This window comes from Shewanella sp. SP2S2-6 (assembly GCF_031931965.1).
Taxonomy (GTDB): domain Bacteria; phylum Pseudomonadota; class Gammaproteobacteria; order Enterobacterales; family Shewanellaceae; genus Shewanella; species Shewanella baltica.
Window position 1 is genome coordinate 12,072 of the sequence record NZ_JAUOEQ010000034.1, and the last position, 14,900, is coordinate 26,971.

Sequence of the window (14,900 nt, forward strand, 5' to 3'; positions counted from 1 at the left end):
GCAAGCGTGGTAAAATATGATTAATGTGATCGGAGTAATATTTTACACGAAAACGTGGAAAAGTAAGTAATTCTTCATAAATTATGGTATTGCGTAGAAAAATTTCGGAGTAAATAGTGACTGAATCTCGTATAGATTTTCGTAGGGCAAAGTTTTTAATCAGTGCACCTGACATTGCACATTTGGATCAATATCTGCCCGGCGATGTTGGAGTTGAGATTGCATTTGCTGGCCGCTCTAATGCTGGAAAGTCTAGTGCACTCAATGCATTAACTGAGCAAAAAAGTTTAGCAAGAACCAGTAAAACCCCTGGCCGAACTCAATTAATTAACGTATTTGAGTTAGATGCTCAGCGTCGTTTAGTTGACTTACCTGGCTATGGTTTTGCACAAGTCCCGCTTGCGTTGAAAAATAAATGGCAGCAGGCATTAGGTGAGTATTTGCAAAAACGCGCTTGTTTAAGTGGCGTGGTTGTCCTGATGGATATACGTCATCCACTAAAAGATCTCGATATGCAGATGATCGAGTGGGCGGTTGCCAGTGAAATCCCTGTGTTAGCTTTGCTGACGAAGTCAGACAAATTAGCTCAAAGCGCTAAGATGAAAACTGTAAATGAAGTGCGTCTGGCGTTGAGTGAGTTTGGTGACTGGGTACAAGTTGAGCCTTTCTCATCGCTTAAAGGAACCGGTAAGCCTAAAGTGTTGGCTATTTTAAATGAATGGTGTCATCCGCAATGGTTGACTGATGAGTTAGATGCGGCGAACAACGCCGAATAATATTGCCTGTTTTTGCATACATGGTCGAGTTTGACTGTGTATGCCGCCCCTCTGTTTTTCCTGTAATTTTTCCTTATCTTTCCCTCTTGTTAAGCTTTTATCCCTATTAACTTTTCGTCAATTTCAGGCAAAAAAATAGCCGATGACAGTGTCACCGGCCAAAAATATTAGCTCTTTTGGGGAGAAGCTAAATTCAACAAGACTCAAGCACCACCAAATTAGCTTCAATGGTTCTCAATGAAACTAGCATACAGCCAATTTACTTTTTATTAAAGTAAATACTCTAAAATTTACCTAAAGTCTGAAAAAAGAGCAAAAAAAAGCCTCAGCAAACAAGTTGCTGAGGCGCCAGAATTTGGCTCATCACTATAAGTGAAATAAAGGTCTGAAAGATAGAACATCTTAACCTCTGTACCCTACGCAGAGAATATTACTCCATTTATCTTTAAATGGAAAACAGTTTTTTCAAAAAAGAGGTAATTATGTACGCTTGATCTCAGGTTGTGAGTGAAAAAGCATCTTAAATTGATCTTAAAATTTCATTAAAAATGCTTAGCCGGCTGATTTAGCTGGGTAATCCGAAATTTATATACAAAAGAGATCAATATTTGAGATTTAATGTTTTTACTCTAAATCTGACTTAATGTTTTAATGTACGCGTGAGAGAACAACCGTTATGACACTTTTTAGCATATATAGCTTGCTTTAACGCCGTTTCGATTCGTGTAATCACACCCTTGAGTCTCCATTTGCTGCGGCAGTGTATCGATGAGCTCTACTGCTAAATGTATCAGGTAAAGATTGTGTGGTAGTGAGTTATGCATATTGCTGCCGATGAAGTTGCATCGTACTTAATGCTCTAGTATTTGTGGGGTAAGGAATGTTTGGTTGCGAGTCATGGTTTGGGTCGTCTGTTAAGTTGCGCAGCGCTTAACGAACTAGCGTGTTCGGAATGCAGATTGTTTGGCTGTGAGTCATACATTATGTCGCCAGTTAAGTCGCGCCGAACTTGATGGTCTAATACGTGCGGAGTCGAGATTGCTTCGTTGAGAGTCATACATTGTGCTGCCGATGCAGTTTTTCTTAACTTAATGGTCTGATTTGTATTGTGAAAAGATAATTTTCGCACAGTGATGAAAGGGACTCAGTATTGATGTGCTTAGAGATGATTAAGACGGGAGAGAGCTAACCTGAGTTCAAAATATTGAATTCAGGTTAGCTTTATTTACTTTAAATTATATTGATAGTGTTGGTTTTGATGTCACTAAGGTTAGTGGGCTTCATCCCAGTTATTACCAATGCCCGCTTCGGCAAGCAGTTCAACATCGAGATCGGCGGCTTGTGCCATTAAAGTACAGATTGTCTTTTTAAGCGCTTCTGCTTTATCCGCATCGACTTCAAACACCAATTCATCGTGAACCTGCATGATCATAGTGATTTCGCCTTGGGTTTCTGTCTTGATCCACTGGGCGATATTGATCATGGCCTTTTTGATTATGTCGGCAGCCGTGCCTTGCATTGGGGCATTAATCGCAGCACGTTCAGCACCTTGGCGGCGCATCGCATTACGATCACGGATTTCGGGTAAATAGAGGCGACGGCCAAACAGAGTCGATACATAACCTAGGTCGGCAGCCCCCGCACGCGTTTCTTCCATATAACGTAATACGCCTGGATAACGGGCAAAGTAGGTGTCGATATAGGTTTGTGCTTCGTGGCGTGGGATATCGAGCTGACGCGCTAAGCCAAAGGCTGACATGCCGTAAATTAAGCCGAAGTTAACCGCTTTGGCGCGGCGACGCTGTTCTGTGGTCACGTCCTCAAAGTCAGTACCAAATACTTCGGCAGCCGTCGCTCTATGAATGTCTTTACCCTCGGCGAAAGCTTTGAGTAAGCCTGCATCTTGGGATAAATGCGCCATGATCCGCAGTTCGATTTGCGAGTAGTCGGCGGCCAAAATTTTACGACCTGCGGGAGCGATGAAGGCTTGGCGTATGCGACGGCCTTCCTCGGTGCGGATAGGAATATTTTGCAGGTTAGGCTCGCTCGATGATAAGCGCCCCGTTGCAGCATTAGCTTGATGATAGCTAGTGTGCACGCGACCCGTTTTAGCGTTGACCATTAGTGGCAGTTTGTCTGTATAAGTGCTCTTTAATTTAGATAGGCTGCGATGTTCGAGGATCACCTTTGGCAGAGGGAAATCTAACGCCAATTCGACCAAGACTTCTTCCGCGGTTGATGGTGCACCCTTAGGGGTCTTTTTGGTGATCGGATAACCTAGCTTTTCAAAAAACAATACTTGCAGTTGCTTAGGCGAACCAAGGTTAAATTTCTCACCGGCAATGTCGTAGGCTTTTTCTTCTAAGGTATCGATTTTACGCGCCAGCTCGTCGCTTTGCTGGCCGAGTAACATACTGTCGATTAATACCCCTTGGCGTTCAATATCTGACAATACTTGGATCAGCGGCAATTCGACTTCGGTAAACATAGCGGCAAGTTCGGCTTCTTTCTCGAGTCTTGGCCACAAATGTTGGTGTAAACGCAGGGTGATGTCGGCATCTTCGGCCGCATAAGGCGCAGCCGTTTCCAGTGGAATTTGGTTGAAGGTCAGCTGTTTTGCACCTTTGCCAGCAATTTCTTCAAAACTGATATTTTTATGGCCTAAGTATTTGAGCGCTAAGCCATCCATATCATGGCGCGAAGCCACTGAGTTGAAGACATAGGATTCGAGCATAGTGTCGAAAGCGACGCCCTGCAGTTTGATCCCTGCATTGGCTAAGATACTGATGTCGTACTTAAGATTTTGACCGACTTTCTTCAGTTTCGGATCTTCAAGCAACGGGCGTAGTTTTTCTAGCGCGACGGATTTATTGATTTGAGTCGGCGCGCCAACGTAATCATGGGTCAAAGGCAGATAAGCGGCTTTTCCTGCCTCAACGGCGAAGGAGATCCCGACTAATTCCGCTACCATGTAATCTAAGCTGGTGGTCTCGGTATCTACCGCCATCAAGTCGGCTTGTTTAAGCTTAGTAATCCAAGCGTCTAATTCGGCTTCCGTGAGAATGCAGTCGTACTGTGTTTCTATCGCTTCGACTGGAGTCGAGTCTTCCTGTGTCTCGGCTGCCGCATCAATTGGGGTATTTGCAGTGATTTTATTATCTAAGACTTCGGCTAACCAACGCTTAAACTCCATCTCGCCGTAGCATTTGATCAGTTCATCTTTGTCCGCAGGCTTGATGGTGAGTTCGTGCCAGTCTTGCTCAAGTTCGACATCGGTTTTGATGGTGGCGAGTTCGTAAGAAAGCTTGAGCATGTCGGCATTTTCAATGATCTTCGCCGCCATGGTTTTAGAACCCCTAAAGCCGAGCTCGGCGACTTTTTCGGGTTCAGCTAATAAGTTACTCACGCTGCCGGCACCTGTGAGCATAGCGAGCGCTGTTTTCTCACCAACGCCGGGTAAGCCGGGAATGTTATCGGCCTTGTCGCCCATCAGCGCGAGCAAATCTATGATACGGTCTGGACCAACACCGAATTTACTGGTGACTTCTTCTGGGCCCATTATGGTGTCAGTCATAGTGTTGATGAGCGTGACGTTCTCATCGACTAACTGCGCCATGTCTTTATCGCCAGTGCTGATAAGCACTGCACGGTTTTCTAAACTGGCTTGGCGAGCAATAGTGCCGATCACGTCATCGGCTTCGACGCCGGAAATCGAAATCAGTGGTAAACCCAGTGCGCGAATAATGCGGTGTAAAGGTTCGATTTGCGAACGTAGATCATCAGGCATTGGTGGGCGCTGTGCTTTGTACTCGCTGTACATGTCATTGCGGAAGGTTTTGCCCTTGGCATCGAACACGACTGCGATATGGCTTGGCTGATAGCGAGTCAGCAAGCTGCGTAACATATTCACTACGCCATAAACGGCACCGGTTGCTTCGCCCTTTGAGTTTGTCAGGTGAGGAGGCGCATAATAAGCGCGATATAAATAAGAAGATCCATCCACAAGCACAAGTGGGTTTTTAGCGACGGTTGGCATAAGTATTTTTCGTTTATCGATGACTTAGATGGCGCTAAGCATGCCACAGAAGCACTATTTCAGCCATGGCAAAATGACTCCCAGCCTGTGGATAAGTCTGTGAGTGAAAAAGTCAACTGAGAATAATGGCGATGATTACGGCTTAGTGCGATATTTTTAAGTTGTTGTTTTTTATATTTATAAAAGATTTGTGTGAGTTCAATACTGTTTCTTAAAAAATCTTCCCAATTTGTGGATTTTTTATTGACTCTGTAAAATACATCTAAGGATTGGCTTAATTTTCGGCACCCGTCAGATTCGACGAATTAAGTTAGCACGATTTTTAATCAGATCAACTAGTTTGTTTGTAGTTTGTTAAAACTTAATGACATAAGAAGGATATTTTTAATGAAAAAAGTCGCAGTGTTACTGAGTGGATGCGGTGTTTTCGATGGAACAGAGATCCATGAATCGGTTTTAACGCTTTTATGCTTATCCAAAGCGGGGGCTCACTACCAATGTTTTGCACCTGATATCAAACAGATGCATGTGGTAGATCATTTCACTGGCGAGGTCGATGCTGCTGCAAGTCGTAATGTGCTGGTGGAGTCGGCGCGTATCGCCCGTGGCGAAGTTAAAGCGACCACAGAATTAGCTATCGCCGAATTTGATGCCTTGATCATTCCCGGTGGTTTTGGTGCGGCAAAAAATCTGTGTAATTTTGCGACGAACGGCAGCGAGTGTGAAGTGAACCCGCTGGTCACTGATTTTATTAATGAGTTCATCTTGGCGAAAAAGCCCGTTGGCTTTATCTGTATCGCCCCTATGATGATCCCGCGTTTATATCCCCATGGTGTAAAAGGCACTATCGGTAATGATAGCGATACTGCCGCGGCGTTTAATTTGATGGGTGGAGAGCATCAAGTCGCCACTGTGCATGAGATCGTCGTGGATGAAGCCAATCGGATTGTCAGCACTCCCGCTTATATGTTGGCTGGAAGTATTGCTGAAGCGCATTCAGGCATCGAGAAGCTGGTTGCTAAGGTACTGGAGATGACTGACGCGCGTTAGGTTTGTAGAAGTGTAAGAGCGCGTCATTGAACCAAGATAAATCCCATGCGTTCTTCTGGATTTATCTTGGTATAACGGGATTAGATTGAGCTTGAGGACTTGCGGCTATCGAATAAACCTTGGGCTAACCCTATGAGTAAGCCACCAATGTGGGCACCGTTCGCAACGGCAACCCCTAGAATATCCGTGAATCCCAATGCCAACCAAATCATCATAAAGGCCATATATGATGGCGGTAAGCCTATACCTGCCACAGGTTTACGTATCCCCATGATCCAAGTGTAGCCCACCACGGCATACACAACGCCGGATAGCCCGCCAAAGTTAGGTCCACCGACATAATATTGGATGACGTTTGGCAGTGTGCCCGCCACAAACAGCAAGATTAGCAATGGTGCTGTGCCGATTCGGGTTTCGATTTTACCGCCTAAATACCACCACCAGAGCAAGTTAAAGATGACGTGCATGGCTGAAAAATGCAGCAGGCTCGGAGTGAAAACGCGCCAGAATTGACTGAACTCTGAATTTGGTACCGCGCCAAAATAGGACAGTGCTGCGTAGGTTTGGTTGACGAACCCTAAGTTCATCGCCGCAAAAATGAGTACGCAAACCGCAAAAACGATCAACGTGACTGGGCCTGCGCCGGTAATGAATTGGGTAAACAACTGTAGCGAAGGGGCACCGTAATCTATCTTAGTTTGGGTATCGCCGTGTTCCCACGAGGCTTGCAGATATTTACTGTCGTAGGGATGAGCCATGAAATGGGCAAACTCTGTGCGCGCTTGCTCCAGATCTTTGTCATGGATGACGAGAATGGCGACACCTTGCTCCAGCGGCTCAATTTGGCAGTCAATGTGTTCACCTTTGAGGTAATCGACAAATGCCTGCGCGGCTCTACTGTTGGGGAGTCGGCCAATTTCTATCATGCATTTGCCTCATGCCAGGCGCTATAGCCGCCGTCTAGACTGTAAACGTCATCAAACCCTTGCTCGCATAAATACTGTGCCGCATTTTGGCTGCTCATACCGTGGTAACAAACCACCACTAGCGGGCTGTCCATATCGGCTTGGCTAATAAATTGCGCTAGGTTTTCGTTATTCAGGTTAGTTGCACCTGCAATATGGCCGTTGGTGAAGCTATTGCCATCGCGGATATCGACGATTTGCACTGGCTGTGCTTCGGTCATTTGCAGCAATTGATTAACGCTTAAGTGTTTAAAGGAAGACATAATAAAACCTGACAGAGCTAAGAGATGGAAATCAAGATGGGATAAGTGTGCAACAAGGGGCTGCGAGTGTACAGCCCCATCGATACCCAAGCTATCTGAAGATACGAATCCTGCATCTTCAGGTCGTTTGGGTATAAGTAATGCTCTGCAGGATTAATCCCAGCTGAGGATCACTTTACCCGATTGGCCCGAGCCCATAGCGTCGAAACCTTGTTGGAAATCATCAATCTTGAAGTGGTGAGTGATGATAGGCGAAATATCTAAGCCTGATTGGATAAGGCTCGCCATCTTGTACCAAGTTTCGAACATTTCGCGGCCGTAGATGCCTTTAATGACCAAACCTTTGAAGATCACTTTGCTCCAATCAATCGCCATTTCGCCACCAGGAATACCCAGCATAGCGACTTTGCCGCCGTGGTTCATGGTATCTAACATGGCGTGGAAGGCTGATGGTACGCCAGACATTTCTAAACCGACGTCGAAACCTTCGGTCATGCCCAGTTCCTTCATCACGTCTTTCAGGCTTTCTTTAGACACGTTGACTGCGCGAGTGGCACCCATTTTACGGGCCAGCTCTAAGCGGTATTCGTTGACGTCGGTGATCACCACATGGCGCGCACCTACGTGACGACATACGGCCGCAGCCATAATGCCGATTGGGCCTGCGCCTGTGATCAACACGTCTTCGCCGACTAAATCGAAGGACAACGCTGTGTGAACGGCGTTACCGAATGGGTCGAAAATTGATGCTAAATCATCGCTGATGTCATCAGGGATTTTAAAGGCGTTAAAGGCAGGGATCACTAAGTATTCCGCGAATGAACCTTCACGGTTTACACCGACACCAGAGGTGTTGCGGCATAAATGGGTGCGGCCAGCGCGGCAGTTACGGCAGTGACCACAGGTGATATGACCTTCGCCAGATACGCGATCGCCAATGTTAAAACCACGCACTTCTTGTCCGATATCAACCACTTCACCCACATATTCGTGGCCGACAATCATAGGCACTGGAATGGTTTTTTGCGACCATTCGTCCCAGTTGTAGATGTGCATGTCGGTGCCACAAATCGCCGTTTTTTTAATTTTGATCAGCAGATCGTTGTGGCCCATTACTGGCTTAGGCGCATCGACTAACCAAATACCTTTTTCGGCTTTTAACTTGCTTAGTGCTTTCATTGTCTCAAGTCCTAAATAGGGGTTAAATAATGCCCATTTCTTTGGCAATAAGGGTAAAGGCGGTAATCGCTTTGTCGAGTTGCTCACGGGTATGTGCCGCTGACATTTGCGTACGGATACGGGCTTGTCCCTTAGGAACCACAGGGAATGAGAAGCCAATAACATAAATATGTTCTGCTAATAAGCGGTTAGCAAAGTCGCCCGCCAGTTTCGCATCGCCAATCATCACAGGGATAATCGCGTGGTCGGCGCCGCCTAAGGTAAAGCCAGCTGCTGACATTTGCTCACGGAAATAACGGCTGTTTTCCCATACGGCTTCGCGCAGGGCTTGGCCTGATTTCAGCATTTCTAACACATGGATAGACGCAGTCACGATTGACGGCGCTAATGAGTTAGAGAACAGGTAAGGACGTGAACGCTGGCGTAACCAGTCGATGACTTCTTTTTTACCCGAAGTGAAACCGCCCGATGCGCCGCCTAGTGCTTTGCCTAAGGTGCCTGTGATGATGTCGACTCTGTCCATCACATTGCAATATTCGTGGGTGCCACGGCCGTTTGCGCCGATAAAGCCTACCGCGTGAGAGTCATCGACCATCACCAGTGCGCCGTATTTATCGGCTAAATCACATACGCCTTGCAGATTAGCAATCACGCCGTCCATCGAAAATACGCCATCGGTGGCAATCAAGATGTTACGGGCGCCAGCTTCTTTAGCGGCGATCAGCTGAGTTTCTAAATCGGCCATGTCGTTGTTGGCATAACGGAAACGCTTTGCTTTACATAAACGTACACCGTCGATGATAGAAGCATGGTTTAACGCGTCGGAAATAATCGCGTCTTCTGCATCTAACAAGGTTTCGAATAAACCGGCGTTTGCATCAAAACATGAAGAGTAAAGAATGGTGTCTTCAGTGCCGAGGAATTCGCTTAGGCTAGCTTCTAGCTTTTTATGGATATCTTGCGTGCCGCAAATAAAGCGCACCGACGCCATACCAAAGCCGTGGCTGTCTAAGCCCTGTTGGGCGGCTTTGATTAGCTCTGGGTGATTCGCTAAGCCTAAGTAATTATTCGCGCAAAAGTTAATAACTTCTTGCTGATTAACTTGAATGGCTGTCTGTTGCGGTGAGGCAATAACACGCTCGCTTTTATATAAGCCTTCGGCTTTGATGTCTGCAAGCTGTTGATTAATCTGTGCGTAGAATGAGGTAGAGGCCACCTGATATCTCCTTAGTTAACTTTATTCTGATTTTGGGAGTGGCGGCATTCTAACTCTAAACCTAATCGGCCTACAGCCTTTTTTTCATGCAGGTTCGCAAGATAAACTAGTTTAGGGTCAAAGTGGTTTTTACATTATAAAAACTAATGTGCAACATAAGTTTGCCACTGTTTGGCTGAGTCTTCTTTTAAGGAATGTAGAGCGAAAAACGGGCTCGCACTCAGCACTATGATAGCTTTGAGTTTAGTACCGAATGCGAGTTCCCAACAAAGGTGTTTGGGATGATGCTAGAGGGATTCTTGATTCGCTAGCGCGTGGTAATGTTGCTCTAGGCGAGTAAACGTTGCGACGGATGTCGGGGTTGCATAGGCTTTGAAAATCATCAGCACCCTTAATACGCCTTCATAAAGTGTCGCTTTAGTGATGGTCGATGTGCTGGATTGCGTGAGTTGGTAACCAATCCAAAAGCTGACGATCATCTTGATGGTATCCGCCAGTGGCGTGATTTTGTCGCTCTCTAAGTTCAAAAAGCCATCTTGCTTAAGTTTATGCAGCACGTGGCTCGAACGCGTTAAGACTTGTTGCTGTGCATGCAAATAACGTTTTTTTAGCTCTTCATCGCGGGCGAGAATATCCGCAAGGTTGGCGTACATGAAGCGGAATTGCCACAGGGTATAGAACATCGCATCGAAGTAGCCGATTAACAGTTCCACATCCACTTGCTTATCTTCATAGGGTTGGAAACCCGATTCGAGATGATTCTCATATAAGCTGAAAATACAGCAGATAATGTCTTCTTTATTGCGAAAATGGTAATAAAGATTCCCGGGACTCATATTTAAGTGAGCGGCAATGTGATTGGTGGTGATGTTTCTTTCGCCATGCTCGTTGAACAGTTCAAGACTGGCATAGATTATTTTGTCGCGGGTTTTCATAAGTTATCCAAATTGCTAGTGAACGCCACATCATAGATAGAGTTAACCAACGACCGCCATACTGCTGGTAAATTATCCCTAATTTGGTGCATATGCTAACATTGCCGCCATTCATCAGGCAAAACTCATAAGCACGTTTTTAATGAATCGTTTTCTCTATTCCACGATATTATATTTATTATCCCCTTTGCTAATCGTCTATTTAGCATTTCGTGCTATTAAAAGCCCTGATTACCGCGGTCGTTGGGGGGAGCGTTTTGGATTAACCCGACTAAAATCGACGGATTTACTGATCCATTCTGTGTCTATGGGGGAAACGCTCGCGGCAATCCCCTTGATCCGTTTGATTATGCAATCACACCCTGAGCTAAGTATTACGGTTACCACAACCAGTCCAACAGGATCTGCGCAGGTGCGCAAAGCCTTTGGTGACTCAGTGCAACATTGTTATTTGCCCTTTGACTTACCTTGGTGCGTGCGGCGTTTCTTGCGCCAAGTCTCACCTAAATCTTGCATCATTATGGAAACCGAACTGTGGCCTAACTTGGTTGCTGTTGCTGCCAAACGCGGTGTGCGCTTGATGTTAGCGAATGCTCGCTTATCGGCCAAGTCGGCGGCGCAATATACTAAGCGCCCTAAACTCAGTCGACCTATGTTGCAACGACTCGATGTTATTGCGGTGCAGACTCAAGTAGAAGCGCAACGTTTTATCGAGTTAGGAGTATCGCCGGACAGAGTGACAGTATGCGGTAGCTTGAAATTTGATCTCAGTATTACGCCTGAGCGTTTAGCTAATGCCAAGCAGTTGCGTCAGGCTTGGGGGCGTGAAACCTCGCCGATTTGGGTTGCTGGCAGTGTGCATCCTGGAGAATTTGACGCCATGCTCGCCGCCCATAGGAAATTATTGGCTCTGTGGCCCGATGCCTTGATGATTATTGCGCCGCGTCATCCTGAGCAGTTTTCTGCCGTTGCTGAGGTTGTTGCCAGCCAAGGTTTTGAATTAATTCGTCGCAGCAGTAATCTTCCTGTGACGGCAACGACTCAAGTGCTGGTGGGCGATACCATGGGTGAACTTCTGACTTTTTACGGCGCGGCGGACCAAGCCTTTGTCGGTGGCACGCTGATCAATAATGGTGGCCATAATCCCTTGGAGCCAGTCGCTATGGGCGTGCCTGTTATGGTGGGGCCGAACCATTGGGACTTTGCCCAAATTACGCAGATGTTGGCGGATGCTGGTGGGTTAAGGGTTGTCACTTCGTCGGATGAACTGGCGGCTAACTTGATTGCCTATTTTGCGAAACCTGAGTTGCGCCAGCTGGCAGCAAACGCGGGATTGGCAGTGGTTGAGGCAAATCGCGGTGCCTTGCAACGACAATTTCTTCTCGCGCAATCATTAATCAATTAATTCAACAAGATAATTTATTTAGTGGTTCAGGCGCTTTGCATCGCCGCTTGGTAGCCCAGCAGCAGTGATGACCAGTTATCGGCAGTGAAGGCAAGGTTTGGCAGTTTGCCTTGTTCTTTATTAAAGGAGCGTAACAGTCTGTCTAGATTCGATTGCTGCCATTGCGGGCTCGGTGTTTTTAACTCACCGCGGTCGAAATCGATAAGATAAAAGCGCTCTGGCGTTATGGGTGCAGTTTGCGCAGGCTGGAACAGAATATTTTTGGCATTGAGATCGGCGTGGTATACACCGCGCAGGTGGAATTGGGCGATAGTTGCTCCCAACGCCTGCCATTGCTCAGTGCTTATTATCCCTTTGCTGAGTTTAGCGACTAAATCTTCGGCGCCTTCGACCCGTTCGATAATGATATCGGCGCGGTAAAATAATCCATCGCGTACTATGTTGGCGGCAATCGGCTTAGGTACGGCAAAATTTTCGTGATACAAAATGTTTAATAAGCGTAACTCACCCATGGCGCGGGTATTTTCGAGGCCAGTATAAACGTAAGCGTCTTTGCTGAATTTCTCCATTAAGCCGCCACGCCAATAATGCCGCAATACCCAATGACTGTGCTCAAATGCCACAAACCAAGTGGTGTAGCGGCCTTTTGATGAACCGACGACAGCATTTTTAGCTCGCCAAAAATCCACCGAGAACCACGCGGGATCGATATCTGTTGGTGTATCTTGGCAAAGCGCCATGTGACCTTGGGCGGTTTTTATGAGCTGTATCTGAGCATTCATGGGAGATTTGTTGACTTAAGCGTGGCACCTAGGACCATTCTACATTAAGATCCTTAGCTTGCGCCAAATAACCTTAAGAGCTTTTAGCTTCAATCCCAATGAGTTTAAATCCCAATACCATGAATTCCCTTTGTTTGCTGCGCTTATCCGCTATCGGTGACGTCTGTCATGCCGTGGCTATGGTGCAGGCGATTCAGCGGCAATACCCCGAGCTCAAAATCACATGGGTGATCGGTAAACTCGAATATCAATTGTTGAAGCATTTACCTGGTATTGAGTTTGTTATTTTCGATAAATCTCAAGGATGGCGCAGCTATTTTAATTTGCGTAAGGCCTTAAAAGGCCGACGTTTTGACGTGCTGCTGCATATGCAGGTTGCGCTACGTGCAACCTTGGCTTCATTAGCCATTTCGGCAAAGGTGCGCATAGGTTTTGATCGTGCCCGCGCTAAAGAAGGCCAGTGGCTAGTGACGAATCGTAGGGTTGAGCCCTTGGCCAAGCCCCATGTGCTCGAAGGATTTATGGGCTTCGCTAAGGCGATTGGCGTCAAGGATCTCACTCCCCAATGGCATATTCCTGTACCCATTGCGGATACTGAATTTGCCCAGACGCAGATTAAAGATAATGAAAAAGTCTTTATCATTTGCGCTGCCGCGAGTAAGGCTGAACGTAACTGGTTGCCCGAGCGTTATGCTGCCGTCGCGAGTCATGCGATTGCTAAAGGGTTTAGAGTCATGCTGTGCGGTGGCCCAACTCAGCTTGAGAAGGATTTAGCCGAGCAAATCTTGCAGGCTTGCCCTTCTAAAATCGATAATTTAGTGGGCAAAACCAGTCTGACTCAACTCTTAGCGCTGCTAAAACGCGCCAGTTTAGTGTTAGCGCCAGATACCGGTCCTGCGCATATGGCGGTGACCCAAGGCACGCCAGTCATTGGTTTATATGCCCATTCCAATCCCGGGCGCACGGGTCCGTATTTATCGCAGCAATATGTGGCGAGCGCCTATGATGAGGCCATCAGGTTGCAGCATAGTGGACAAATTAAGTGGGGAACTCGCGCTAAAGGCGAGCATCTAATGTCATTGATTAGTGTTGAAGCTGTGATTGAGAAGTTTGATCTGGTGGCGTATGACACTAAAACTTCAGAATAAATTTATTTGGATTAAAGGTTAATTATGGCTCCTCAAAAAGCCCCTAAGTTCTTGTTTATCCCAGTCTCATCGGCTGAGGGCATAGGTGAGTATATGCGCTCAATGATCATTGCCGATGAGGTGAAAAGAACTTGGCCGAATGCCGAGATAAAGTTTATTTTAAGTGAACAAGCACCCTATGCGGCTCAATGCCCTTATCCGGCAGTGCTACTTGAAGATACGCCGACTAAACAAGTCAAAGCGGTGAATCAAATCATGTCTGATTACCTGCCCGATATAGTATTGTTCGATGCTTCTGGGCGTAAATCACAGTTAGTCCATGCCCATAAACTCGGCGCTAAGGTCATATTTCTCAGCCAGCACAAGCGTAAGCGTAGCCGTGGAATGAAAATTGGCCGCGCTTTAGTGACGGATTGTCATTGGGTCGTGCAACCAGAATTTGTGATCGGTCCTATCAGTTGGTTAGATCGCCTGAAGCTGAAACTCATTAATAAACCCGCGCCTTTGAATATAGGTCCTGTCTTTACTCAGCCCGATGCAAGCACTCAAGCGGCATTATTAGCGCAATATCAGCTAACGCAAAATGAGTTTGTATTATTTAATGCGGGTTCTGGTGGGCACAAGGTAAATGGCGAATTAGCCGCAGATATTTTTGCTCAGGCCGCTCATGAAAGCTATAAAGCATCTGGCATAACAAGTGTCATGGTTTTTGGCCCTAATTATCCAAATCCTCTGCCTGAGCTTGAGGGGGTAGTTGTTATTCCTCAATTGAATAATCAGCAATTTATTAATATTTTGGCCGCGGCTAAGGCTGCCGTATTGAGCGGTGGAGATACTTTATTACAAGCGATAGCGCTGCACAAACCGACATTAGCGGTTCCTGTATCGAAGGATCAGCCGCCACGAATTGAAAAATGTATATCTGCAAATGTTGCTTTTGGCTGTGAGATTGAGCTTGATACGCTTAATGGTAATATTAAGCAGTTATTATCTTCCGATGGTATTATGCGATTGGCAACAAGTTTAAATAAAGATTCTAAATTGGATGGACTTGAGCTTGTGATAAAGCAGTTAGAACAGTGGATTAAGTTTTAAGGGAAAATCTTAAATTTATTCTTTTTAAAGAATTTAGAGGCTCTCAAGTT

At 46.2% G+C, this 14,900-nt stretch carries 12 protein-coding genes; 5 read left to right on the plus strand and 7 right to left on the minus strand.

Annotated elements, in window-relative coordinates; all coding sequences use genetic code 11:
- The first annotated feature begins 116 nt into the window (after positions 1 to 116).
- On the plus strand, positions 117 to 776 hold the full coding sequence (yihA, locus tag Q4Q57_RS17965) for a ribosome biogenesis GTP-binding protein YihA/YsxC (protein WP_006079362.1): 660 nt from the start codon (positions 117 to 119) through the stop codon (positions 774 to 776).
- Between the two features lie 1,270 nt (positions 777 to 2,046).
- Here yihA and polA read toward each other — a convergent pair.
- Positions 2,047 to 4,812 carry a DNA polymerase I gene (gene polA, locus Q4Q57_RS17970; protein ID WP_311891600.1) on the minus strand — a complete coding sequence of 922 codons (2,766 nt, stop codon included), beginning with the start codon at positions 4,810 to 4,812 and terminating at the stop codon, positions 2,047 to 2,049.
- Between the two features lie 387 nt (positions 4,813 to 5,199).
- On the opposite strand from polA, the gene elbB reads away from it, so the two are divergent.
- The gene (gene elbB, locus Q4Q57_RS17975; RefSeq protein WP_311891601.1) at positions 5,200 to 5,862 is read left to right on the plus strand and encodes an isoprenoid biosynthesis glyoxalase ElbB; all 663 of its coding nucleotides are present in this window, start codon (positions 5,200 to 5,202) and stop codon (positions 5,860 to 5,862) included.
- Positions 5,863 to 5,942: 80 nt separating this feature from the next.
- Here the strand turns inward: elbB and glpG are convergent, their stop codons facing one another.
- The 5 genes from glpG to Q4Q57_RS18000 form a co-directional block, all read right to left on the minus strand.
- Positions 5,943 to 6,788 (minus strand): rhomboid family intramembrane serine protease GlpG, encoded by an 846-nt coding sequence (gene glpG, locus Q4Q57_RS17980; protein WP_311891602.1) that lies wholly within the window; start codon positions 6,786 to 6,788, stop codon positions 5,943 to 5,945.
- Positions 6,785 to 7,090 carry a thiosulfate sulfurtransferase GlpE gene (gene glpE, locus Q4Q57_RS17985; protein ID WP_006084745.1) on the minus strand — a complete coding sequence of 102 codons (306 nt, stop codon included), beginning with the start codon at positions 7,088 to 7,090 and terminating at the stop codon, positions 6,785 to 6,787. Before glpE ends, glpG begins: the two co-directional genes overlap by 4 nt.
- Positions 7,091 to 7,243: 153 nt before the next feature.
- On the minus strand, positions 7,244 to 8,269 hold the full coding sequence (gene tdh, locus Q4Q57_RS17990) for an L-threonine 3-dehydrogenase (protein ID WP_311891603.1): 1,026 nt from the start codon (positions 8,267 to 8,269) through the stop codon (positions 7,244 to 7,246).
- Between the two features lie 22 nt (positions 8,270 to 8,291).
- On the minus strand, positions 8,292 to 9,485 hold the full coding sequence (locus Q4Q57_RS17995) for a glycine C-acetyltransferase (RefSeq protein WP_311891604.1): 1,194 nt from the start codon (positions 9,483 to 9,485) through the stop codon (positions 8,292 to 8,294).
- A 287-nt stretch (positions 9,486 to 9,772) separates the two neighbouring features.
- Entirely contained in the window at positions 9,773 to 10,420 is a 648-nt protein-coding gene (locus Q4Q57_RS18000) for a TetR/AcrR family transcriptional regulator (RefSeq protein WP_311891605.1), read from the minus strand.
- Positions 10,421 to 10,562: 142 nt separating this feature from the next.
- Here Q4Q57_RS18000 and waaA point away from each other — a divergent pair, with 142 nt between their 5' ends.
- A complete protein-coding gene (gene waaA / locus Q4Q57_RS18005) occupies positions 10,563 to 11,825 on the plus strand; it encodes a lipid IV(A) 3-deoxy-D-manno-octulosonic acid transferase (RefSeq protein ID WP_311891606.1) in 1,263 nt (420 codons plus the stop codon).
- 26 nt (positions 11,826 to 11,851) lie between these two features.
- On the opposite strand, the gene Q4Q57_RS18010 is transcribed toward waaA, so the two are convergent.
- Positions 11,852 to 12,607, minus strand: a complete 756-nt coding sequence (locus Q4Q57_RS18010) for a 3-deoxy-D-manno-octulosonic acid kinase (protein WP_311891607.1) — start codon at positions 12,605 to 12,607, stop codon at positions 11,852 to 11,854.
- 98 nt (positions 12,608 to 12,705) lie between these two features.
- On the opposite strand from Q4Q57_RS18010, the gene Q4Q57_RS18015 reads away from it, so the two are divergent.
- Both Q4Q57_RS18015 and Q4Q57_RS18020 read left to right on the plus strand, forming a co-directional pair.
- Positions 12,706 to 13,755 (plus strand): glycosyltransferase family 9 protein, encoded by a 1,050-nt coding sequence (locus Q4Q57_RS18015; RefSeq protein ID WP_311891608.1) that lies wholly within the window; start codon positions 12,706 to 12,708, stop codon positions 13,753 to 13,755.
- A gap of 24 nt (positions 13,756 to 13,779) precedes the next feature.
- A complete protein-coding gene (locus Q4Q57_RS18020; RefSeq protein WP_311891609.1) occupies positions 13,780 to 14,850 on the plus strand; it encodes a hypothetical protein in 1,071 nt (356 codons plus the stop codon).
- Positions 14,851 to 14,900 lie beyond the last annotated feature (50 nt).